Annotated in this window: 15 protein-coding genes; 11 read left to right on the forward strand and 4 right to left on the reverse strand. The window is 44.4% G+C overall.

The genetic code is table 11. The annotated features are described in order from the left end of the window. Positions 1 to 9: 9 nt before the first annotated feature. The 6 genes from MH144_RS03250 to MH144_RS03275 all read left to right on the forward strand — a co-directional run bounded on the left by MH144_RS03250 (position 10) and on the right by MH144_RS03275 (position 14,008). Positions 10 to 6,351, forward strand: a complete 6,342-nt coding sequence (locus MH144_RS03250; protein ID WP_239297640.1) for an S-layer homology domain-containing protein — start codon at positions 10 to 12, stop codon at positions 6,349 to 6,351. Between the two features lie 914 nt (positions 6,352 to 7,265). Beyond that, positions 7,266 to 8,630, forward strand: coding sequence for a cytochrome ubiquinol oxidase subunit I (locus tag MH144_RS03255; RefSeq protein WP_239297641.1), 1,365 nt, complete (start codon positions 7,266 to 7,268; stop codon positions 8,628 to 8,630). Next, the gene (locus MH144_RS03260) at positions 8,630 to 9,643 is read left to right on the forward strand and encodes a cytochrome d ubiquinol oxidase subunit II (RefSeq protein ID WP_239297642.1); all 1,014 of its coding nucleotides are present in this window, start codon (positions 8,630 to 8,632) and stop codon (positions 9,641 to 9,643) included. The genes MH144_RS03255 and MH144_RS03260 overlap by 1 nt, the downstream gene beginning before the upstream one ends. A gap of 69 nt (positions 9,644 to 9,712) precedes the next feature. Beyond that, positions 9,713 to 11,527, forward strand: coding sequence for a thiol reductant ABC exporter subunit CydD (cydD, locus tag MH144_RS03265; RefSeq protein ID WP_239297643.1), 1,815 nt, complete (start codon positions 9,713 to 9,715; stop codon positions 11,525 to 11,527). Next, positions 11,524 to 13,251: a thiol reductant ABC exporter subunit CydC gene (gene cydC / locus MH144_RS03270; protein WP_239297644.1), complete on the forward strand. Its 1,728-nt coding sequence runs from the start codon at positions 11,524 to 11,526 to the stop codon at positions 13,249 to 13,251. Before cydD ends, cydC begins: the two co-directional genes overlap by 4 nt. 25 nt (positions 13,252 to 13,276) lie before the next feature. Further along, positions 13,277 to 14,008, forward strand: a complete 732-nt coding sequence (locus MH144_RS03275; protein WP_239297645.1) for a response regulator transcription factor — start codon at positions 13,277 to 13,279, stop codon at positions 14,006 to 14,008. Between the two features lie 400 nt (positions 14,009 to 14,408). On the opposite strand, the gene MH144_RS03280 is transcribed toward MH144_RS03275, so the two are convergent. From MH144_RS03280 to MH144_RS30935, 4 genes are all read right to left on the reverse strand, one after another. Beyond that, the gene (locus tag MH144_RS03280) at positions 14,409 to 14,879 is read right to left on the reverse strand and encodes a DinB family protein (RefSeq protein WP_239297646.1); all 471 of its coding nucleotides are present in this window, start codon (positions 14,877 to 14,879) and stop codon (positions 14,409 to 14,411) included. A 101-nt stretch (positions 14,880 to 14,980) separates the two neighbouring features. Beyond that, positions 14,981 to 15,562, reverse strand: coding sequence for a TetR/AcrR family transcriptional regulator (locus MH144_RS03285; protein ID WP_239297647.1), 582 nt, complete (start codon positions 15,560 to 15,562; stop codon positions 14,981 to 14,983). Further along, positions 15,559 to 16,020 carry a nuclear transport factor 2 family protein gene (locus MH144_RS03290; protein ID WP_239297648.1) on the reverse strand — a complete coding sequence of 154 codons (462 nt, stop codon included), beginning with the start codon at positions 16,018 to 16,020 and terminating at the stop codon, positions 15,559 to 15,561. The genes MH144_RS03285 and MH144_RS03290 overlap by 4 nt, the downstream gene beginning before the upstream one ends. Before the next feature lie 204 nt (positions 16,021 to 16,224). Then, the gene (locus tag MH144_RS30935) at positions 16,225 to 17,154 is read right to left on the reverse strand and encodes a helix-turn-helix domain-containing protein (RefSeq protein ID WP_239297649.1); all 930 of its coding nucleotides are present in this window, start codon (positions 17,152 to 17,154) and stop codon (positions 16,225 to 16,227) included. A 155-nt stretch (positions 17,155 to 17,309) separates the two neighbouring features. Here MH144_RS30935 and MH144_RS03300 point away from each other — a divergent pair, with 155 nt between their 5' ends. The 5 genes from MH144_RS03300 (at position 17,310) to MH144_RS03315 (ending at position 23,858) form a co-directional block, all read left to right on the forward strand. Next, a complete protein-coding gene (locus MH144_RS03300; protein ID WP_239297650.1) occupies positions 17,310 to 18,662 on the forward strand; it encodes an MATE family efflux transporter in 1,353 nt (450 codons plus the stop codon). Between the two features lies 1 nt (position 18,663). Further along, positions 18,664 to 19,689 (forward strand): phosphotransferase family protein, encoded by a 1,026-nt coding sequence (locus MH144_RS03305; protein WP_239297651.1) that lies wholly within the window; start codon positions 18,664 to 18,666, stop codon positions 19,687 to 19,689. A gap of 601 nt (positions 19,690 to 20,290) precedes the next feature. Continuing rightward, positions 20,291 to 22,255, forward strand: coding sequence for an elongation factor G (locus tag MH144_RS03310; RefSeq protein ID WP_239297652.1), 1,965 nt, complete (start codon positions 20,291 to 20,293; stop codon positions 22,253 to 22,255). 21 nt (positions 22,256 to 22,276) lie between these two features. Next, positions 22,277 to 22,468 carry an S-layer homology domain-containing protein gene (locus MH144_RS31075; protein WP_481857337.1) on the forward strand — a complete coding sequence of 64 codons (192 nt, stop codon included), beginning with the start codon at positions 22,277 to 22,279 and terminating at the stop codon, positions 22,466 to 22,468. 445 nt (positions 22,469 to 22,913) lie between these two features. Beyond that, positions 22,914 to 23,858, forward strand: a complete 945-nt coding sequence (locus MH144_RS03315) for an ABC transporter permease (RefSeq protein WP_239297653.1) — start codon at positions 22,914 to 22,916, stop codon at positions 23,856 to 23,858. Positions 23,859 to 23,868: the final 10 nt, after the last annotated feature.

Below are 23,868 nucleotides of genomic sequence, written 5' to 3' on the forward strand. Positions count from 1 at the left end.
GACGAAGCAATGGCGACAAAGAAGAGGAAATGGGCAACAAAAATGTGGGTGGCCGCTTTGGCCACCGTCGTAACCTTGAATACAGGCATCATACCTGCATCGGCGAACTATACGACAGACTTTGTTCATGAAGGCGTAGGTACCGATTATGGTGATGCAACGTGGAAGAACAATCAGATCGTAAGCGAGCCCGTGGATTTCAGTCAGGAAACTGTCGGTCAAATGATGAAAGCGATCGAAGACTTTGATTTTGACCAATTCGCTGCAGATCATGCCGACTTACCATGGCTCGATAAGTTGCTGGTTAACGAAGGTGTCATCCCAGACGATAACAATGATGATGGCAGTGCCAACACTCTCTTCAGCCGGGGAAGCGCACTGTATATGAAAACGCAGAATAACCGGCAACTCGGTTTTGTCGGGACCGTACATTATGCGGATACCCTGAACAAGGATACGATGTACAACATTACACTTTCTACGGGTGCCGTTGTGGAAGACAAGGCTGCTCGTAAAAACTACCCTAGCCATGCTGACCAGACATACAAAAGCGGCGGGCTCGACATCAGCCAGCGCAAATTTATTACCTCCTCTAACAGTGCAGTTACGCTACTGAAGTTAAGCAATAACGGTAATGCGCCAATTACGTTAACCATGACTGTCAAATCTCCATTTGTAACCGAAGCTGAGGGAGATGAATTGATCGGCAAACGGGTGGCTGCTCCAATTATGGTTGGACGTGCTGGAGAGAAATATGTGGAAGCGATGTCCCATGTTGACGTTCATCTCAGCGGGGATGGCATGACGCCTGTTGGCAATGATTTGGTGAAAGAGATTACAGTCCCTGCAGGCACATCGATGGATGAGAAAGTGGTCATGGGGTGGTTGGCGGAAGAAATCCCAGCATCGAAAACACAGTATGCTGAATTTAAAGCAAGCAATAATGAAAAGGCTTTCAATGATCAGGTGAAGGAATATAACGAATGGTGGGCACAAAATATCCCCTACATCGATATTCCAGACGAAAATGTGAAGAAGGTTCTGTATTACCGTTGGTGGTCCAATCGCTTCAACTTGCTGGAAGCCAACATTCCCGGAAACGACTGGCAATTCCCGATGAACATGGAAGGGGTGCTGGGTTATAACAACGGCATCACAGTTAGTGTTCCCTGGGTAATGCAAGATTTGAAGTGGCTGCGAGACCCATCTTATGCTTACGGGACTTGGCTTGCCCAAGGCGAGTATTCTGAAAACGCCAATTACAAAAACAATCCGGGACGACCAAATATCTGGACATGGGACATGATGCAAAATACCTCGCAAGTCGGCTGGGAAGCGTACAAGATTTATGGTGGCGGAGAAAAGGTGTTGAAAAAATTCGCTGATTTCTCGGCGAGCGATGTGACGGGCACACTGAATCATTTCCGGGGAACCAATCCTGATTTGGTTTATTACAATCACGGACCAATTACAGGCAATGATGGTGACACGGTGTCCATGCACTGGAAAGGAAACGGAAACTATGCGCGTTTGGATGGTTCATCTACAGCATATGCAAACGCAGTAGCCACCCAGCAAATGTACGAACAACTTGGGGATGACGCAAACGCGAAGCGCATGGAAGAGGTGGCACAGCGAATTCGGACCGCGATTCTGAACAACATGTGGTACGACGAAGCGGATTTTGACGGTGACGGCGAAGTTGATACGAACGGCGAAGGCAGCTTTTTGCACAAAAAAGTCATCAACCAACAAGATGTATTCAATCCATGGCGTGACAACAATATGTTTGTGTTTAATTTCGGTGTAGTGCCGAAAGAAGGGGAGGCAGGATACGAATCCAAGTACTTGACCCAGTTATCGGATTACGGTGATCCGAACTATTACCCGATTTTCCCATTCTTTACGGCAGATCAGCACAGTATCATGAAACGTGTGGAAGCATTCCAGAATGGAGAGACAAGCGCGTTCGGAACGGACCAGTTCGCTTGGTGCAACTTTGGGAATTACATCAATACGATTCGTGCTTCCTTACGTCATTATCCAGTGGAGAATATCAACACCGACACTTACAAAACATTGTTTGACTGGGGCGCTTGGTTACATACGGTTGAACCAGGCAATACCGATCACCTGGATTCCAATGAGTTTTTCTGGCTGGAAGATTATTTCTTTGGTACGCCTTGGACACCACAAAATCCGCCAAACCCAAGTGGGAAGATGGTTCGTGCCTGGATTCACCACGATACGCTGGGCATGATGAATTATTCCGTCATGGAGGATATGGCAGGCCTTCAGCCAAGAGCGGACGATAAAATCGAGTTATGGCCACTTGATATCCAATATGACCATTTCGCCGTGGACAATGTGCGCTACCATGATGCCAATCTGTCCATTGTGTGGCAAGACCCGGCAAAGTATAGCGATACCGATCCATATTACAAGGATATCCCTGTAGGATACTCATTGTTCATCAATGGCGAACGTGTCATGACTACGGATGAAATGTCGCATATCATTTTTGATACAGCTACGGGTAAGGTAGAAAAACCGGACGGAGACGTACCAGGAGCGGTCGGAGACAACACAAACACAAACGTTATTTATGAAATTGGTCGTGCAGTTCATTTGGCTTCTGCAGACGATACTTCACTTGTAGGCAATGAAAAAGCTGTTGACATGTTCAATAAAGCAGGAGTTGATGTGGAGCATAACGGCGTAAACCTGGCAAAGGCAGCTGGTACTACGGTTGAATCCAGCTATATCCATAGCAATTCCAACGTGAACAGACTGGCAGACGGGTCTACGATTGCGTCCATTACCCATACCTCAAATACTGCGTTGTTCGGCGGATCGCCAAATCCATCTGATTCCGTTACGTTTCATTTTGATGGAGCCCAAACGGTGGATAACGTAAAAGTGTACTTCTATAATGACCGACGGCCCAACGGCTATGCAGCTCCGCAAACGTTTGGTGTGGAATACTTGGATGCGGACGGCACCACATGGAAGCCTGTAGAAGGGCAATTCCGTTATCCAAACTATGTGGCCGCTAATTACAATAATGTTGAATTCAGTGCTGTGAACACATCTGCGATCCGAGTCCATTTTACGCATGCATCGGGCTATTCAACAGGAATTAAGGAAATTCAAATCTACAATAACGACCTGAACGTTACACCTTCGGAGAATCTTGCACCCAAAGTGCAACTAGACCTGCCGGTGAACGTGGAGCAAGGAGCTCCATTGAAGTTGGCACCAGTAATTACAGATGATGGTCTGCCAAACGGACGTTTGACTTATGCATGGAATCTAATATCAGGCGATACTGGTGCAGTGCAGGCAGAGACACTGGATCAGGCGACATTGAATGTGACATTTGGCGCGGTAGGCGAATACGTCTACGAGTTGAGTGTTAGTGACGGGGAAGCAGTCACGAAGGTAGAAGTACCCATCACGGTATTTGTAGCGACGGCCGAATTGTCTAATGTCATTGCTAAGTTTGCAGACCGGGTATCGCCACAGGGCAAACTTGTCCGCAATGCAGATGACTTTACACTGGAGTCTTGGCAAGCGTTGCAAGAAGCATTAACTGAAGCCAAGGAACTTCTTGCAAGAGATGATTACTCGCTGGATGAAGTGCAGTCCATGACGAATCGAGTGCGCCTTGCTGAAGAGAGTCTTCGTTACCGCAATGCTGCTCTGTTAGCTACGCCGAGTGCATCTTATACATCAGCATGGGAATCTTTGAACTCGGTGAATGACGGGTATATTCCTTTAGTCCCTGGCAGCATCGGCAATCCGGACATCGAAACGCAATATGGAAACTGGGGATCGTCTAACCAGAGTCATTGGGTGGAGTATGCCTGGAAAACGCCTGTGACCCTGTCCGGCAGTTCAATGTACTTTTATGATGATGGAGGGGGCGTACAGGTTCCAGCCGATTACGACTTTGAATATTGGGATCAGGAGACGGGCGAGTATGTGGCGGTAAGCGGACTTAGTGAGAAGAAAATGGAAAAGGGAAAATTCAACCAAGTCACCTTTAATGAGGTCACGACCCACAAATTACGTTTAACGATGAAAAACCAAAGCAGTTCGGTATACACCGGTTTAAAAGAATGGCGTGCTATTTCGGCCAAACCGGAAGGGGAAGAACCACCTCAAACGGACCATGGTGCGATAACAGCCATTGAGCCATTATCGGTTAATACGACCATCAACATCATGCCGGAGTTGCCTTCACAAGTCACCGTGACCTATGAAGACAAAACGAAAGGGCTGGTTAACGTCGAATGGGATGAGATCCCCGAAAATAAGCTATCCATTGCAACTGATTTTGTTGTGCTTGGCAGTGTGGAAGGAACCGACCTAAGAGCAAGCCTTCGTATTTATGTCAAATATGATAAATCCCGCCTGAAAGCGGCAATTGATGCAGCATCAGATTCTTCCGTGAACGAAGAGAACTATGTTGGCACACCAGAACAATGGCAAACGTTACAAACAGCTTTGCAGTTAGCTAGTGACGTGTACAATAATGATGCTTCGACTGAAGGAGATATCGATTCAGCGTACAAAGCGTTGCTGGAAGCTTTTGAAGCCCTAGAGCCTGTAGAAGAACACAATGTAACGATTATAGGAATCAACATTCCGGGCGGTTCTGTGGATCAGTTAGCCAAGGAAATTGTTATTCCTGAAACGACAACGCTTGAGGAACTTAAAACGGGCTTAAACGTTCCCGCAAGTGTGACATTTGCGGTTTACGAATCTGATGGATTGACGTCGGCCATTGATTTGAAGACAGGATACAAAGTGACGTTAACAGGTTCTGATCAAATCACAACGAAGACGTACACTGTCCTGAAGGTTACAGAAAATCCGCCAGTGAATACAGCTGCGCTTCAAACAAAGCTGAATGAAGCACGGGCGTTGAAGCAAGAACGCTACACGGCGGCTAGCTGGCAGATCTTAGCGGAAAAGATCTCCACTGCCGAACAATTGTTGACGAGCGGATCCGCTTCACAGGCTGACATTGATGCTGCGGTTATTGCACTGGATTCTGCTATTGCGGGATTAAAACTGTTGCCGACACCTACACCGACTCCAAGCCCATCGCCATCGGCTCCAACACCAGTTCCATCACCAGCTCCTGCACCTACGAATCCAAAAGAGCTTACGCCAGTTACCGTGAGCCAAGGCAGAATCGAAGTAAAAGCAGCTGCCACCGGCAAAGATAGTAAGGTCAAAGTTCAACTTACAGAGAATGATATTAAAGCAGCGCTGGAGGATATGAAGGACGGGAAGTTAACCATTGTCATCCAAAAAGATTTGGAAATACAACAAGTCGAAGCCTTGCTTCCGTGGAAGACGCTTAGTACGACGAAGTCTTTAACCAGTGTGAAAATTGAAATGGGATCAACCGTGTTGACGATACCTCATCAATTCCTAACTACGATTAGGGACGTCACTAATCTGGGTGTGGTCTTTGAAGCCGTCGAACCAAGCCAGTTGCCAAAACAAGCTGGAAAACTTCTTGAAGCAGACTTGGTTAGCAACATCACAGTGAATGCAGATGGGAAAAGTTTTTCTTCGAAAGAACTACATGGAAAAGGTCTTAGACTAGCCATGCTTTATCAGTTGAAGGAAGGGATAAAAGGGCATCAAGTGGTTGCATTTACACTGAACGATGCCGGTATAGCCCAAGCTGTAGTCGGTGGTAAGTATGATGCATCCACTAAAATGTTTGAGTTTAACATGCAGCAAAGCGGCATGTTCGGAGTACTTGGCGTAAACGTTTCCTTCAAGGACTTGATCAATGTGAACTGGGCTGTGGAAGGCATTGAAGCCCTTGCAGCAAGAGGAGCTGTTGAGGGAACGGGATCTGGAGATTTCAATCCGGCATCTCAAGTAACCCGCGCAGAGTTCCTCAAAACGCTGATGAACTCATTCGATTTGTTGGATGAAACAACAACAACTGCATTTAGCGATATTAAAGAAGGCGCATGGTATAGCACTTCAATCGCAAGTGCTCATAAGCTGGGCATTGTTAGAGGGAAAGCAGATGGTAGCTTTGGTCCCAATGAGCCAATTACCCGCGATGAAATGGCCGTAATGATTTATCGGCTTGCAGGCAATTTGAATGTTACGTTGCCAACTGAAGGGGAAGATGATTCTGTGAAATTTGTTGATTTAGAGAATCTTTCATCGGAATCCTCGGCAGCAATAGAGGCTGTTCGTAAGGGTGGTTTAATTACAGGTATGCCGGATGGCCGCTTTGACCCGAATGGTCAGACTACACGTGCGCAAGCGGTGACAGTCATTTACCGACTGCTGACAAACCTAGAAAAGTAGAATCAGGACAACTTCAAAATCTACATGTTACAAATATAATGGTTGCCCACATATTTTTGAGGGGCAACCATTATTTATTCTATTCATTAGAGGAAAAAGGGACTTTTCGATATTGGAAACAAGAAGTGTTTTCTATCAATCTTTATTAAGCCGATCCCAGCTCGTGGTCGGCGTGTGTGTTAACTAAATCTTCATTACGGCGCTTATAGCGTTTGTCTTATTGTATGAGGCCATGGAGCCTGCCAGATCACTCCGTGCTGTGGTGTATGTTGATTCCATGAACGAATTAAAGGAAGAATTAAAAAAACAAAATACCCTTATACTAAGGGATCAGCATGGCCCTATTGGTCCAAGCATTTTTGTTCAACATCCTGATGGTAGTTTTATTGAATATGTAGAGCCGCGCAAGTGACTGTTTAACTGGTGAAAATTAAAATAAAGCTACTCCACTTGAGGAGCAAGCACTTTATGGTCCATGAAATAAGAAGTTAGAGTAAAGGCTCATCACGTAAAGCTTAATCAATCAATAGCTCTATTGGGTGGTTTTTGTGTTATTCACCGAGATGTCAGAAAGAATTGATCCTTTCTTGAACGTTTAGGGGCAAAGGCGTGACCACAATTGAAATGCTAAATGACAAAGATATAATAATTTTAAATATCAGATTCTGCCATGTTTCAAGCATATTCAAACAACAGGTTAGGAAGACTGAGGGAGCGGGTATCATTCTTGCCGCTTACTTTGTGAAATTTTTCTCTTTCTAGGTGTGAAGTAGATGAGTGATGAACACAAGGTAACGAATCTGTCTGTTGAATTTGGCTGAATCTGCTATTAGATGTAAACACGGAGAAGTCACCTTAGGCATGTGTATTATCTTGCTATTGATTGACGATTTTTGAAGGGAGGCAGTAATCAGATGGACATTGATACAGTGCTGTGGAGCAGGCTGGTGACAGGAATGACTTTGGGATTTCACGTTATTTTCGCGACGCTAGGCGTCGGTGTCCCACTAATGATTGCGATAGCCGAGTTCATCGGCATCCGCAAGAAAGATCCCCACTACATACTGATGGCCAAAAGGTGGTCTCGAGGGTTTGTCATTTCCGTAGCCGTTGGGGTTGTGACAGGCACGGCGATTTCACTGCAGCTGGCCTTAGTGTGGCCGAATTTTATGAAGCTGGCAGGGAATGTTATTGCGCTTCCACTATTTATGGAAGTGTTCGCGTTCTTTTTTGAAGCGATTTTCTTGGGCATTTATCTGTACACGTGGGACCGATTCAAAAATCCTTACAAGCATTGGTTGCTAACGATTCCCATTGTGGCAGGGGCAGGCATGTCTGCGGTATTTATTACGACGGTAAACGGATTTATGAATCAGCCTGAGGGATTCACGATGGAAGGAGGAGTATTCACCGCCGTTAACCCGGTGCAAGCGATGCTCAATACGGCAACGTTCTCCAAGGTGTTCCATGTATTAAGCTCAGCCTATTTAACAGGAGCTGCGCTGTTAGCAGGAATTGCAGCTTTTACAATCCTTCGTAAGGGTGTATCTGGATACCACAAAAAAGCACTGAATCTTATGATGGCTGTTGTTATGGTGTTTGGATTGCTCAATACATTAGCCGGAGATGTATCTGCCAAATTTTTGGCTGAGCACCAGCCGGAAAAACTGGCCGCAGCGGAATGGCATTTTGAGACCGAAAGCGGCGCGGATTTGATTCTGTTGGGTTGGCTTAATGCCGAGCATGAAATTATAGGCGCACTTCACCTGCCTAAACTTCTCAGTTTTCTGGCGTATGGTGATTTCAATGCGGAAGTAACCGGTCTAAATAAATTTCCTCTGGACGAACAACCACCACTTTTGGTGCATTATTTGTTTGACTTGATGGCAGGCATCGGATTCGCTTTGCTCGGCATTTCATTGTTGTATTTCCTGTTTGTATTTTGGAATAAGAGAAATGAGTTCAACAAGTGGTTACTTCGAGTGATTGCTCTAAGCGCGCCGCTTGCTTTTCTAGGCGTTGAATTAGGTTGGTTTTACGCCGAGCTTGGACGTCAGCCATGGATCCTAAGAGGGTATATGCGCGTGGAAGAGGCCGCTACGACCTCGCCAAGTGTGAGAATTCTATTTTTCCTTTTCCTTCTCCTGTACATCGTACTGGGCACCGTTTGCGTTTTCGTGCTTCGGCGCTTGTTCAGGAATAATCCCGTGGAAACCGAGATGGAGAAATGGAAACAGCATGCGGGCGATAAAACCACAGTAAACGGGGGACGCTCATAATGAATTACGAGTTGGTTGGAATATCGGTACTCTGGTTGTTTCTGTACGGATATTTAATTGTGGCCTCCATTGATTTCGGAGCAGGCTTCTTTGCCTTTTATGCCCGATTGACGAAGCAAGATCATCTGATTAATCGCCTGATTTCGCGTTATTTATCACCCGTATGGGAGATCACCAACGTATTTTTTGTTTTCTTTTACATTGGCATCATCGGATTCTTTCCAGATACGGCGTACTACTATGGTTCGGCACTGATTGTCCCAGGAAGCATTGCGGTCATTTTGCTTGCCATTCGTGGTTCGTTCTATGCTTTTGAAAATTATGGATCTAAAAATAACATCGTATATCTGTTTTTGTACGGAGCATCGGGTTTGCTTATTCCGGCGTCGTTGTCAGTAGCCTTGACACTGTCTGAGGGTGGCTTTATCTTGCAGCAGGGTGAGTCGGTTTCTCTGGATTACTGGGCGCTATTGACCAATCCGTTATCATGGAGCATTGTCGGTCTGGCGATTGTGTCCGTGCTGTTCATAAGTGGAGCATTTCTGGCCTTTTACGCTTCCCGGGCAGAGGATCAAGGCGCATTAAAACTGATGCGAACCTATGCACTATTCTGGAGCACGCCGACTATTATCATTGCACTTACTGCATTTATCTATTTGGGTCAACACAATGAGCGACATTTTCAAAATATGATGGATTTATGGTGGCTGCTTGCTCTCTCTGTTGCTTTCTTTATGATTGCAATGTGGCTGTTATATAGCGGGCGCCGCTATGGCTTAGCATTCATATGCATTATGCTGCAATTTTTATGCGCCTTTTTCGCTTACGGGATTGGGCAGTATCCTTATATCCTTGACCCGTATATTACGATACAGAGCAGCGTCACTTCACCATCGATGGGTTTCGCACTAGTTGTTGTGTTTATCGGCGGCATGTGTTTGTTGATTCCTTCTCTATTTCTGGTGTTCAGACTTTTCCTGTTTGACGCGGACTATGTGAAAGGAAAAAAGTAAGCTGATCAATGATTACTGTACGTGAGGTAAGATTCCTTGTAGGAGTCTTACCTAGAGGAGGGGAGTTATGTGAAAAAAGAAACAAGCTTGATCGCGCAGCAAATGTCTAGGCAACGAAAACGTCTCGTTTACCTCGTAGTTATTTCGCTTGCGCTGGGCGTAGCTATTATAAGTCAGGCCACATTGCTGGCCGAAACTGTCCAAATGATATTCGTGGAGAAAGTCTCCATTTCATCGGTTGCCGGGTTGCTCGGTGTATTGTTAGTCGTTATGGCTATACGCACACTATTATCTTATGGTAACGGCAGAATCGGATTAGTTATGGCTGCCACTGCCAAGACGAACATGAGAGCAGACGTGTTGAAGCAATTGACCCAGAATTCTATGCCTTTAGCCCTTCGCGGACAAACCGGGGAAAAGGTGAGCCTTGCGCTGGATGCTGTCGATGAGGCTGACAGTTATTTCAGTCAATACATGCCTCGTATGGTGGAAGTCGCAATGATTTCGATTCTGATTTTGATCGTTACGTTTTTCCAACATGCTAACTCTGGCTTTATCCTGTTGTTTACTGCTCCATTTATCCCCCTATTCATGATCCTGGTGGGGCTCAAAACGAAAAATAAATCCGAAGAAAAATATGCGCAACTGGCCGAGTTTTCGGGAACGTTTCTGGATTCGCTTCAAGGGCTGGTTACATTGAAAATATTTGGACGGGCTCGGCGTCAGCAGCAGGTCATTGAACGCAGCAGCCTAGGATATCGGGATGCAACCATGGGTATTTTGAGGGTTGCGTTTACGAATACGTTCATGCTGGAATCGATCGTCATGTTAAGTATTGGTATTGTTGCTCTAGAACTGGCTATTCAGTTGCTTGTTTTCAAAACGATGTCGTTCCACACAGCTTTTCTCGTATTACTGCTTGTCCCGGAGTTTTATAGTCTGTTGAAGAATATGGGAACGGCTTTTCACAGCGGGAGAACAAGTATGGGAGCGGTACGCAGGATTGAAAAGATGCTTGCGGAAACCTCAGCTAGTGAAATTACGCTGCATACAAATCCAGAAGGAAAATACTCTAGCGATGCTGACGAGCTGTTGGTACATCCAGAAGAACACTATGGCTCTCCTGCCGAACCAATTTCAATGCCACTCTCCATAGAACTTAATAATGTCCGGTTTCAGTATGGATCGAGTTCATTCGAACTTCAAGCTGAACGAATTTCGGTTGGACCAGGAGAACACATTGCCATTGTTGGAAAAAGCGGATCTGGTAAAACGACCTTGTTGAATCTCATTGCTGGTTTGTTAAAACCGACGTCGGGGCAAATCATGGTGAATGGAAAACCTCTCTCACAGCATGATGAGTCCGTATGGTTTGAACATGTTAGCTACATTACGCAGCATCCGTATATTTTTTCAGGCACCTTCGCCGAAAATATCGCGATTGCTGCTGGTCGTGACGTCACCAGGGCTGAAATCGAACAGGCCGCTGAGGAAGCAGGACTTGCGACGGTTGCCGCGCTATTGGAACATGGATTTGATACCTTCGTAGGTGAAGGGGGCCGCGGGCTGTCCGGTGGGGAAAAGCAACGTCTTGCCTTGGCACGAGCCTTTTTAAAGCGACCGGCCATTATATTGTTTGACGAGCCTACGGTGGGACTTGATTTGCACACTGAACGCGTATTACAACGTTCTATTGCGATCTTAGCCAAGACGGCAACAATGATTACGGTGGCTCACCGTTTATATACGATCCGACAGGCCGACAAGATTTTGTTTATGGATGATGGAGAGGTAGTAGCTTCAGGAAGCCATGACGAGCTATTGGAATGCTTGCCTCTGTATGCCGAAATGGTCAACGTTCAACGAAAGGAGGGGTCAGCATGAGCGAGTTAGCTATTTTGTCAAAAGCAATGATGGGAGAGCGGAAGGATATCATCTTCTCGATTTTGGGTGGATTTATTGCCGGTATAGCCGGTGTGGCCCTCTTTTCCGCGAGTGGATATATGATTTCGCAAACGGTATTTGCCCCACCGCTATATACCTTAATTGTGCTCACATCACTGGTCAAATTGCTTGGATTCCTTCGAGCGGCTAGTCGTTACGGAGAACGCTTGTACTCTCACCGAGCGACGTTTTCTATGCTTAGCCGTTTACGCACCTCTTTTTTTGCCAAGCTGGTTCCGTTAACGCCTGGGATATTAAACAAAAATAGAAGCGGGGATCTGCTTGCGCGTATCGTTGGGGATGTGGAAAGCTTACAACATTATTTTTTGCGTGTCGCTTATCCGCCTATCATCGTTGTCATGGTCTTTTTGGCCACTATACTGTTTACTGCTTCCTTTTCGTTTTGGATCGCGTGCTTGTTTGTTCTCGGGATGTTGGGAACCGCCTTGGTTGTACCAGGTATTGTACTGCTTGGACAACGGAAAATGCATGGGCGTGTTCGCGAGCAGCGAGCGCTGCTGTCCACGGAAGTAACAGAGGTGTTATATGGTTTCCGGGATTTAAAAGTTTATGGGCAATTGGCCAAGCGGGAGCAGCAGCTTCAGCAGACTTCCGCTGTGTTGGCGAGCGAACAGCAACGAGCAGCCGGACATTTGTTGCGCGGACAATCCCTACATGCATTTGTTACGTTTCTTATTTCCTGGGGTGTGCTGGTCCTTGGAGCCTATTTGATTATGGACGGGGCTCTTGCTGGGGTATTTCTGGCTATGCTGGTGATGGCCTCGTTAACCGTCTTTGAAGAAGCAGCGGCGATGGCCACACTACCTGCGTATAAGCAAGATAGTGAGCATGCAGCTAAACGATTGGCGGAAACAGTACCGCCTTCTGCTGTGCAGTCATTGCGCTCAAGCTCTACATTGTCTAATGATTATCCTGTTTCCGTGGAGCTATCTGATGTGACGTTTCAATTTGAAGGGGAATGGAGGCCAGCACTCAAGGACATCTCCCTGAACATTCCACCGGGTTCCAAAACAGCGATTGTTGGACCAAGCGGTTCTGGTAAATCGACTCTGCTCGAATTACTGCTCAAACTGCGTGCACCAACGGCTGGCGATGTGCGGTTAAACGGTGTTTCGGTCAAAGACCTGGATGAGGAGAGCGTTTGGGAAACGGCAAATGTAGTGTTGCAGCAAAGCCATTTTTTCCGGGGAACGGTCCGGGATAATCTGTTGGTCGATGGAGAAGAACATGCTGACGATACGTTATTAGACATTCTCACTAGAGTGCAGTTACCGATGATGACGTTAACGGATAAAGTGTTTGAAAAAGGAGAGAACTTATCGGACGGCGAGAAGCAGCGTTTGGCTATGGCGCGGGCCATGCTGCGCAAAGGGCGGTTATGGTTATTGGACGAACCGACGTCTTCGCTGGACTACGTGACAGAACAACGCGTCATGAAGCATCTGTACGAACAAGCGGATGGAGGTACACTTCTACTGATTTGTCATCGGCTTATCGGTTTGGAAGGAATGGACCGGATTGTGGTCATTGAGCAAGGTAGTATTGTGGAAATGGGTTCATATACGGAGTTGATGAAGAAGAAAGGATATTTTTATGAAATGAAGCAAATTGAGCTGCAAATGATTGGAGAAGCTGCAGGGTAACAAATCTGAATGGAGGTGGTGAGACATGGTCTTTAGGCATAAAAGAATTTTGCTGGTAGATGACGAAACACGAATCCGAATGCTGCTGAAAAAATATTTGGAAAATGAGGGCTTCATTGTAGAAGAGGCCGACAGTGGCGGACAAGCCATTCGAAATTGCTACTTGACCGATGGGGAATACGATCTCATGGTGCTGGATTGGTTATTGCCCGATATGAGTGGTATTGAGATCTGCAAATACGTGAAACACAATCACCTGGGTATTCCAATTATGATGCTATCTGGGCGCTCGGAAGAAAAGGACCGAATCGAAGGTTTTAAGGCAGGGGCTGATGATTACGTGGTCAAACCCTTCAGTCCGAGGGAAGTCGTATTACGTATCCGAAGTATTATGGCTCGCACCCAAGGGACGTATATTTTCGATTTCAATTCGTCCTCAAGCAACGAAATTCTGATTGCCGAGATTGTGATTCAGCCTTTAGCCAGGCGTGTTCTTGTACAACGCAACGAAGTCCACCTGACGCCAAAAGAATACGATCTGCTCTATTTTCTAGTTACGCATCAGGAAAAGGCTTTTTCACGTGAGGAATTGCTAAGGGAAGTATGGAAGTCAACCCATCACAAGATTTACGATCATCGAACGGTGGATACCCATATCAAACGATTAAGGGAGAAGCTGTCCTTCTTTGATTATCCGAAGGGCAGTGAATTCATTCAGACCTTATGGGGATACGGCTACATGTTTCGTACATTATAAGGTGGAAGCGGCTAGGCTGGCTTGAAAAAACTAAAACCTGTCTGAATTCAACAGGTAGTCAATAGATGTCCCCACAATGATTCAATACGTCATTGTGGGGATTTTCGTTCAAGAATACTGAAGGCGAGTTTATCGGTTTAAGAATGAGGCTCATGAATTGTTTACATTTAAGCAATATGGTCTCCTTGTCGAGGGACAAAAACTAGTACCGATTGCCGAGAAATCATGTTCCTATTTCGATTAGAATGGTGAAGTTATAAAAAAGAACCGAACTTAATCCGATTTTTAGTCGAATTTAAGGTCGGTTTGTTCGTTTAGCGAAGGGACACTACTAATAATGTAATAAGATAACTCAGTATTTCAAGGCGAGACATTCGTTTTAACAAATTCTTTGCTTATCCTAACTGTCAATTATGCTCTTGATATTTTTAATTGTTGCAAAGTGCATTGCTTCATGGTAAATCAGAAAACCCAGAAATTCTTCTACTTTTGTAAAGATAAGTCCTGTAGAAGACTTGTAATGAGGATTGATTTCTTCTTTCAATTTGTTTGAAAGTACCGATTCAACCCTCTCAATTTGTTCAGTTAACAAATCGATTATTTGAGACAACGTTGGGGGCTCTATATTCCAGTCAGACGGTTTAGTTCCTGGATCAAACAACTTGCTAAAATTAGCAGGATATGTGGTTTCTTCCCCAGTAAGTTGGAATGCGAACTTCTCATGAATAACATACATGTGACCTAGATTCCATTTTATATTGTTTTTCAAACCTGGCGGAATGATTTCCGAGGCAGAATCATTTATATTCCTCACATATTCAACTGCCTGACGGCGAACAAAACCCAATTGATCTGCGACAACATTGCTCATGATATTGACCTCCCATAAAGTTGCTAATGAAATCGTAAGGAAAAATCACTTGTTTTTTTGAGTGAAGAAATTCCGCTAGTTTTACTAAAAATACTTTTGTGTCAGTGACCAGTGTTGCTTTTAGAAACATAAGTTGAGACTCGTTGAGACAGATTTGCCAACGTACGTTCAAAAAAGGATTCATCATGAAGTGCTCTACTCAGAATTAATCCCCCTTGAATACTTGCGATGGTTTCCTCTGAAATTTGGTCGGCTGTCTCTTTAGAGATACCTGTTTGAACTAATGCCGCGCTTAAGGCTTCAATCCATCGTATAAAATACTGCCGAATAACTGCAGCGAATCGATCTCTTGTTTCGTCCAATGCGAATGCACCAATAAGGCATATACGCTGACCCGATTGAAAATAAGAATCGACCTCTTGCCACATACGATCAATGGCTGCCCGCGGTTCATTCTGTTCGAGCGGTTCAAAAATGTTCTTGATAAACCATTGATCAATATGAGCAAGAATTTCAGCAGCCATCTCATCTTTTCCACCCGGAAAGAAATAATATAAGCTTCCTTTAGATAGACGCGTCCGGGCAGTAATTTTACTTAAAGATGCCCCCTCATAACCTAATTCACGAAATACCTCGGTAATGAGAGGGATGACATCAGATTTTTCAAAAACAGTGCGAGTCATAGGTTTAACTCACTTAGGCTTGGGTGTTCAGCGGGGCGCGTACCGAGAGGCCAATGAAATTTTCGTTCCTCTTCCTTAATCGGCATGTCATTAATCGAAGCAAATCTGCGCTTCATCAAGCCGTCGTCAGCGAATTCCCAATTCTCGTTTCCATACGATCTGAACCAATTGCCACTATCATCATGCCATTCATATGCGAATCGAACGGCAATACGGTTATCCGTAAATGACCAAAGCTCCTTGATCAGGCGGTAGTCCAGTTCTTTGGCCCATTTTCTAGTTAGTAAAGAGACAATTTCTTGGCGGCCTGTTATAAATTCGCTCCGATTTCTCCAGTAACAATCCTCAGTATACACAAGTGAGACGCGCTGAGGGTCGCGGCTATTCCAGCTGTCTTCGGCCACACGCGTTTTTTGGATTGCTGTCTCACGAGTGAATGGGGGAGTTAAATTATTCATTACATTTTCCTCGCTTTCTATACCGTTTGCATCAGTATAAACCGATCGGTTTATAAATGCAAGTTAATATACCGAATCCTGTGTAATTGGGAACTCAGAATGCTGAGTGATCCAACTATTCCAGTTTTTTATATGTTACAAGCTCCACTACTTTTACCTTTTAATGTCCACTAAGGGAAAGCTTATGACAACAAAGGGCAGCAATCACTGAATAAAGCTATTGCCGTTGGATTTCCCCCTTAAAAATTTTCTGTATGCTAGGGGACTGAGCTTCATTTTTTTCTTGAATGATTCGATAAAATAACTTTGACTACTGAATCCTACTGATTCAGCGATCTCAGAGATGGCAAGATCTGTACATTCTAAAAGTTCAACAGCTTTTGAAACCCGAAATTCCATCAGATAATCGGATATGTTTATGTGCATCATTTTCTTGAAATAGCGACAGCATTCTCCTCGGCTCACATTACAATGTGTGGCCATATCCGTTAAGGAAAACTTCGAAGTGTAGTTCTTATGCAGGTATTCGATCATTTCCAGAATTCGAGCATTATGATATTTACGACTGCCTTCTTCTTCCTTGGACAATAGATTGTTCCATAGAATAATCCATACATCTTGAACGATCCGCTGTACATTTAATTGGAAAGCAGGGTTATTCTCAGACTCATGGTCATAGACCCACTTCATTTGCTCAAATATGGGGTGTGTCCATTTATCTTGCATGTTGAACTTATAAAAGGTTCCTTTCTTACTTAAGGCTGGCAAATAAAAGGCATGCTCAAAGAAACTACCCTTAAACCCAGTCAATAAGGCAGGTTCAAATATAAACGTGAAATATTTGACGACTTTAGCACCTTTGTTTGGCTTTAATGTGTGTAGTCGCTCAGGCAAGATTAAGAATCCATCCCCAACTTCCATCGTTTCTTCATGTTCAAGAACTTTCACATGAATACTCCCCTCTAAAACAATAGAAATTTCCACTGCCGTTTGTTTATGCCAGTTAACGAATCCACCCACATAATCACTTAAATCATCTCGGGAAAGTAAGAAGGGGAACGTTGGATTGAGTTTAATTGTGCTGTTTAGATCCTGATCAACAGGAATAATTAAATTTTTGATGAGGTTCACCACATTCCGTTAACATTCTGTTAATAAAGTGATATTTTCAATCAATAATTATATATAAAGCGCTAACAAGTATCAATAAAATTGAATTTACGTGAGGGTTTAAGAATTTTCAGAGGGAGGATTATTTATTAGGCAAGAAAATTGAAAGGGAGTTTCGCATGGATCGAAGTCAGACAGAAAAATTAACAAAGGACCCCATATCAAAGCTATTGCTAAGCTTTTGCTCTCAAACCACTCTGTCGGTTATGCTGTATAGCTTCCAATCGCTAATCAATACCTATTTCGTTGCAGTAGGCGTTGGTGCATATGCGGCAGGCGCGGTTGCACTATCTACGCCCATCATGTTAATTATCGGTTCTTTTGCAAGCACGGTTGGGGCAGGTGGTGCTTCCATCATATCCCGAGCTTTAGGCAAGAATGATCCAGAAAAAGCAGCCTCAACGGTTGGTAATACTTTGTTATTCTTCTGGATGATCTCGTCCATATTCTCGGTCCTGGGCTTGCTGTTGCTGAATCCGTTGTTAGAGCTTCTAGCGGTAGATGATGTCTTGATGCCTTATGCTAAAGGATATACACAAATCATACTGATTGGAGCTATAACAGCAACCGGTTTTTCCTCACTTATTCGGGCAGAAGGAAACATTCGATTTTCGATCATTCAATGGACGGTTTCTGCAATTGTGAACCTGATTCTAGACCCTTTGTTTATCTTCTACTTTGATATGGGAGTCGAAGGGGCTGCGATAGCTACTGTAATTTCTCAAATGGTTTCCATGGGTTTATGTATGTATTACTATTTCTTATCCAAAAGGCATGTATTTTCGATACAACGACGTCATTTTCAAGTGAAGCCACGACTCATGGGAGAGATTCTTAGTATTGGTTCTCCCGCATTACTATCTCAAATATGTAACAGTATTTTTTTAATTGCATTTAATCACAGACTTGGAGCTTTTGGTGGTCCAGAGGCAATCAGTGCTTTTGGTATCGTTAGCCGGTTGAGATCTTTTTTGTATATGCCTATTAGCGGAATTGTACAGGGCTTGCAACCGATCATTGGTTTTAATTATGCGGCTGGATTACACAAAAGGATGAGAGAAGCAACACATTTGTCCCTATTAGCTGGAGTGCTATATGGTCTGTTTATTATGCTTGTTTGTCTCCTTATACCCAAAGAATTGATTCGTATTTTTATTCATGAAGAACCCATTGTTTCAATCGGTATAACAGCTTTACAATTCATCGCTCTATCGTTTCCTTTCATGGGAGCTCTGACCATTACGGCTGCCTATTTTCAATCTACAGGAAAAGCTTTGTTTGCATTTGTTGTTCCAGTGATGAGTATCGTACTGATTGCGCTACCTACATTATATATTTTGTCTTGGTTATTCGAACTACAGGGCTTATGGTTTACCTACTTGGTTTCGGACGGAATTACGTTCTTCATGGCAATCATCTTGTTGCAGCTAATCCTGAAACGTCAGAATGGAAACACAAAGGAGAGAATATAGCATGATTAGTAACACGAAAAGTATTTTGTCACGGGAAAGGATCGAGATGCTTGTTCGAGAAAATTTTGGGAAGGAAGTTGTGGTTGAACATATTACGGAATTGACAGAAGGTTGGTTTAACGCCATATATGTCGTATCTTTTACCGGGCAAGGTGTACACGGGTTTAAAGAATTGGTTCTGAAGACAGGTGTGCAATCGTCAAAATATGTGCTTACTTATGAGCGAGATATCATGCGTGCAGAGGTGCTTGTTTATCGCCTTTTAGAAGATACAATTGTTCCCATTCCCAAAATTATTACACAAGATTTTAGCAAATCGTTAGTCGATTTTGATTATTGTTTCATGGAGAAGCTTCAGGGAAGCAACTGGATGAAATTAGAAGAACAGATCACGCCGGAAAATAAGGAGAAATTAATTGCTGAACTTGCGAGGTATACGGCTGCGATTCACAACGTTAAAGGTGATTTTTTTGGATATATAAAGGACGATAAGAAGTTTCAATTCCCGGATTGGAGCTCAGCCTTCCAGGGGATGATGATTTCATTGATTCAGGATGGGCGCGAGCAAGGGCTAGACCTTCCATACGACGCCATTATGAGTGCATTTGAACCGCTATGGGAAATTCTGAATGAGATTACGGTGCCTTCTCTTGTGAACTTCGACATGTGGAGTAAAAATATTATGCTGGCTGAAAAAGATGGGGAATACCATATTGATGCTATGATCGACCATGAGCGTGCATTTTTTGGTGACCCCTATGCCGAATTTATCTCTAGTGCAACCATCTGTGGCGATGTATTAAAAAGCCAAACCTTCATGGAGAACTACAGTTTAATATCCGGAAAACCATTTACGTTTACACGCAATGATAGGATTAGATTGTATATGTACAACCTATATTTGACCTTACTTATGGGGGTAGAAGTTTACCGTTATCGCGAGGAAGATAAGAAGCAGCGTATAGAATACTGCAATTGGAAAATTCCTAATGACCTGTTAGAATTAAAAGAATTTCTCGGGAGCTAAAATAAACTTCGCTCAAAAAAAGTGAATACAAAATCCGCAAGGTTGAGAAAAAGCACAGTGGGTGGAGTACTGTACTGCATCAATATCCGATAACAAACTTTATAAAAGTGATATCCAACAATTCGAACGATAGCTAAATAAAAGCAAGGAAGCAGCCGATGAACACCATCGGCTATTTTTGTTAAGCAAACGGGCTAACCTCTCGGGTAAAGCTGGGCGTACAACTTCAGCTTATATGAATAACCTTTGGAACAAATTCCCAAAAAGTAACTTTCTCCTTTACATAGAAATAAATGAATTACGCTTAGAAAAGAAAATGATGTAACAAGAAAACGTTCAAGTTTCGAAAGGCATATTGAATTAGTTAAACCACAGCGAACCTATTTCCAATCAATGAAAGATTTTACTCCTAACGTAGTAACATTTGTTGAAGCACATTCTGTTCAACACGACTAATCAACTGGATGAGGTTATAGTGTTAAACTAACGGGAAACGTTAGTTCAATAAAAATCTCTCCAGTCTTATTTCTACCCACGCTCCCGAGTTCTATGCTTTAATGAAACGAGCAGTAAAAACAAGAAATGTTGAAAGTGGGATTTGATGAAGCGACTAACGATTGGCCTGTTCGCCCATGTGGATGCAGGTAAAACAACATTTGCGGAACAGCTGCTGTACCATACGAACAGTATCCGGTCACGAGGGCGGGTGGATCATCAGGATGCGTTTCTGGATAGCCACGACATCGAGCGGGCAAGGGGCATTACCGTGTTCGCAGATCAGGCGGTAATAGAGTACAAAGGAGACAGCTACTATTTAATAGACACGCCAGGACATATCGATTTCTCCCCGGAGATGGAGCGAGCGATTCAGGTCATTGATTATGCCATTCTGATTGTAAGCGCAGTTGAAGGTGTCCAGGGCCATACGGAGACAGTCTGGCAGCTGCTGCGCAAGCATCGGGTGCCAACGTTTTTCTTCATCAACAAGACGGATCGGATCGGAGCGGATGCAGGCAGAACGGAGGCGGATATCCGTCAGCAGTTGACAGGTGAAGTATGTTGCATTACACAGGGTATCACTGACGGCATAATCGACGAGCCGCTGCGTGAGACTATGGCAGAGCGGGACGAAGCTTTGCTGGAAGCATTTCTGGAGGGGAAAGATGATTCTGGCTTCTGGTTGGAGGCCATGCAGAGGATGATAGCGGCGGGCCTTCTCTTTCCCTGTGCTTACGGCTCTGCGCTTCAGGACACAGGCATCATTGAATTTCTGAATCAGCTACATCTGCTGACGACAAGCACATATGACGACGATGCTTTGTTCCAGGGGCGGGTTTATAAAATTCGGCATGATGCAGGCGGAGTGAGACTCACGTTCATTAAGGCACTAGGTGGTCGGTTGAAGGTGAGAGAACAGCTTAGTTATGAAAGCGGCGGGATTCAATATGACGAAAAAATTACGCGGCTCTTCCTATTTAACGGCCTTAAATCGCAGCCCGTGGAACAAGTTGAAGCTGGCGATTTGTTTGCAGTTGCCGGATTGTCCGCCGCCGAAACCGGACAAGGCCTTGGGGCGATCACAGACAAGTTAGCCTACGATTCGGAACCGACATTACAATCGAGGGTATTATTCGACAATTCGATACATGTACAGAAGGTGCTGGGTGCTTTCCGCACACTGGAGGCAGAGGAGCCGTCTCTGAACGTCGTTTGGGATGAGAAATTACAGGAGATTTCTATCCGAGTCATGGGATTGATTCAACTGGAAGTGCTGGAGCAGCTTGTAAGAGAGCGGTTTGACTTTACTATCGCTTTTGGACAACCGGAAATCTTGTATAAGGAAACCATTAAATCGGCTGTGAAAGGGTATGGCCACTTCGAACCGCTCAGACATTATGCGGAAGTGCATCTGAAGATTGAACCGGGAGAAAGAGGCACTGGCATCACGTTCGATAGCAGATGTCATGCTGATGATCTGAATGTCAGTTATCAGAATCTGATTCGGAATCACCTCTACGAACGGGAGCATAACGGACTGCTGACCGGCATGCCTGTCACCGACGTGAACATCACGCTACTGAAAGGCCGTGCGCATAAAGAACATACCCATGGCGGCGATTTTCGTGAGGCTACCTTTCGAGCACTAAGGCAGGGTCTGGAGAAAGCGGACAACGTGCTGCTGGAGCCCTTTTACGATTTCAAAATCAAAGTCGCTATCGATGAAATGGGCAGGGTGCTATCCGATATTCAGCGTGCTTCAGGTATTTTTAATCCGCCGGAGACAGTCGGAACTCAAGCGGTGATTACGGGCAGGGTGCCCGTGTCTACTTTCATGAACTACAGTGCCGAATTTGCATCCTTTACGCATGGACGAGGCAGCATCCGCTGCGTGTTCAGCGGCTACGACCGCTGCCACAATACGGAGGAAGTCATAGAGCGGATGGGCTACCGCAAAGGGGCAGACCCACTATATACATCTACCTCCATCTTTTGCGCCAAGGGGGCGGGTTACTCGGTGCCTTGGGATGAGGCGGAAGCCAAGATGCACCTTGAATTGGAAGCTTGAATGATCTATTAGGAATAGGCCATTGCCCATGAAGTACAAGCAGGAATTCTATGTGGTTATCCAGGAGGCAGATTCCGTCCTAACGCACCAATTTCGCGAGCTGCGATGGGAGTCATGGTCGCAAGGGCACTGGATGTCCTACCGAGCAGTATGAATCCGACTAGTTTTTCTGATGAAAAGCTCATTTCTGTTTGGGCAAGGGATATTAGGTAAACAATTAGATCTATATAAAGTAAGCCAAAAGCGAGTGTACGTTATTTACGTGCAGCTCGCTTTTTACTTTGTAATTTCTCAAGAAGACAGGTAAATGTACAGTCAAGTGGTTATTCAGCTACCTACCCCGACTTAACTACCGTTAGAAGTCGGAGCTTCTTGGGAAGAACCCATACTTGACCCGGATGGTAAACATTCAAGCTCTCGTGAATGTAAGTGAATTAGATAATCACAAAAATAATAACCAGACCTATTGTTTGTTGACTATAGTCTTGCGTATTTGCTCTAGGAATCATTCATTGATTTACATAGAATAACAATTAATTGAGGGCAGTTCAGCCTTTAGGGACAGATTTAATCGCAATCATTGAAAGCGTTACCAAATGGAGAGGAGACTAAAGAAGATTGCTCTTCAGTCATTACTACAAGAAGAAGGGAAGAAGATATGAAAGCAAAAGTCACCCGAAAAAGAATACGAACCCGCTGGCGCAAGCATGATACCGAGCTCACGCTGCTCGCACTTCCGACCACGATCTGGTACATTCTGTTCAGTTTCTTGCCGATGTTCGGTGTCATTATCGCTTTTAAAGACTTCAAGATTCACGGAAACTTTCTCAGCAATGTGATAAACAGCGAATGGATTGGCTTTAAAAACTTTGAATTCCTGTTTAGTTCGAACGACGTATGGATCGTAATTCGAAACACAATCGGTTACAACATTATCTTTATTGTTCTGGGTATTGTCGTTCCCGTGTCACTTGCACTGATGGTCGGGCAGCTTCACAGCCGCAAGGCAGCTAAGGTTTATCAGACGATGATGTTTCTGCCGTATTTCCTTTCTTGGGTTGTCGTTTCCGCAGTACTTTGGGCATTTCTCAGCTATGACAAGGGGATTGCCAATCAAGTTCTGACCCATTTTAATCAAGATCCCAAAAATTGGTACATGGAACCTTCATATTGGCCTTATCTCCTTGTATTTATGAATATGTGGAAAGGTCTTGGATACGGTATGGTTGTCTATTTGGCAACAATCACCAGTATGGATTCGACCTATTACGAAGCGGCCGTCATTGATGGAGCTAGCAAGTGGCAGCAAACATGGTATATTACACTTCCCTTAATGAAATTCGTTATTGTGCTGATGTTTATCTTGTCGGTCGGAGGTATCTTCTCCACAGATTTCGGCTTGTTCTTTCAGGTGCCGCGAGATTCCAATTCTCTTTACAATGTGACCACGACGGTAGATGTGCTCGTATACAAACAGCTCAAAACCGCTACGGTTGGTATGGCGTCCGCTTCTGCCTTCATGCAATCTGTACTGGGCTGCGGAATGATCCTATTTGCAAACTGGATTGTTCGTAAAGTAGATCCAGAAAGCGCGCTGATTTAGAGAGGAGACG

This window comes from Paenibacillus sp. ACRRY, from assembly GCF_022346995.1.
In the GTDB taxonomy this organism is placed as follows: domain Bacteria; phylum Bacillota; class Bacilli; order Paenibacillales; family Paenibacillaceae; genus Paenibacillus.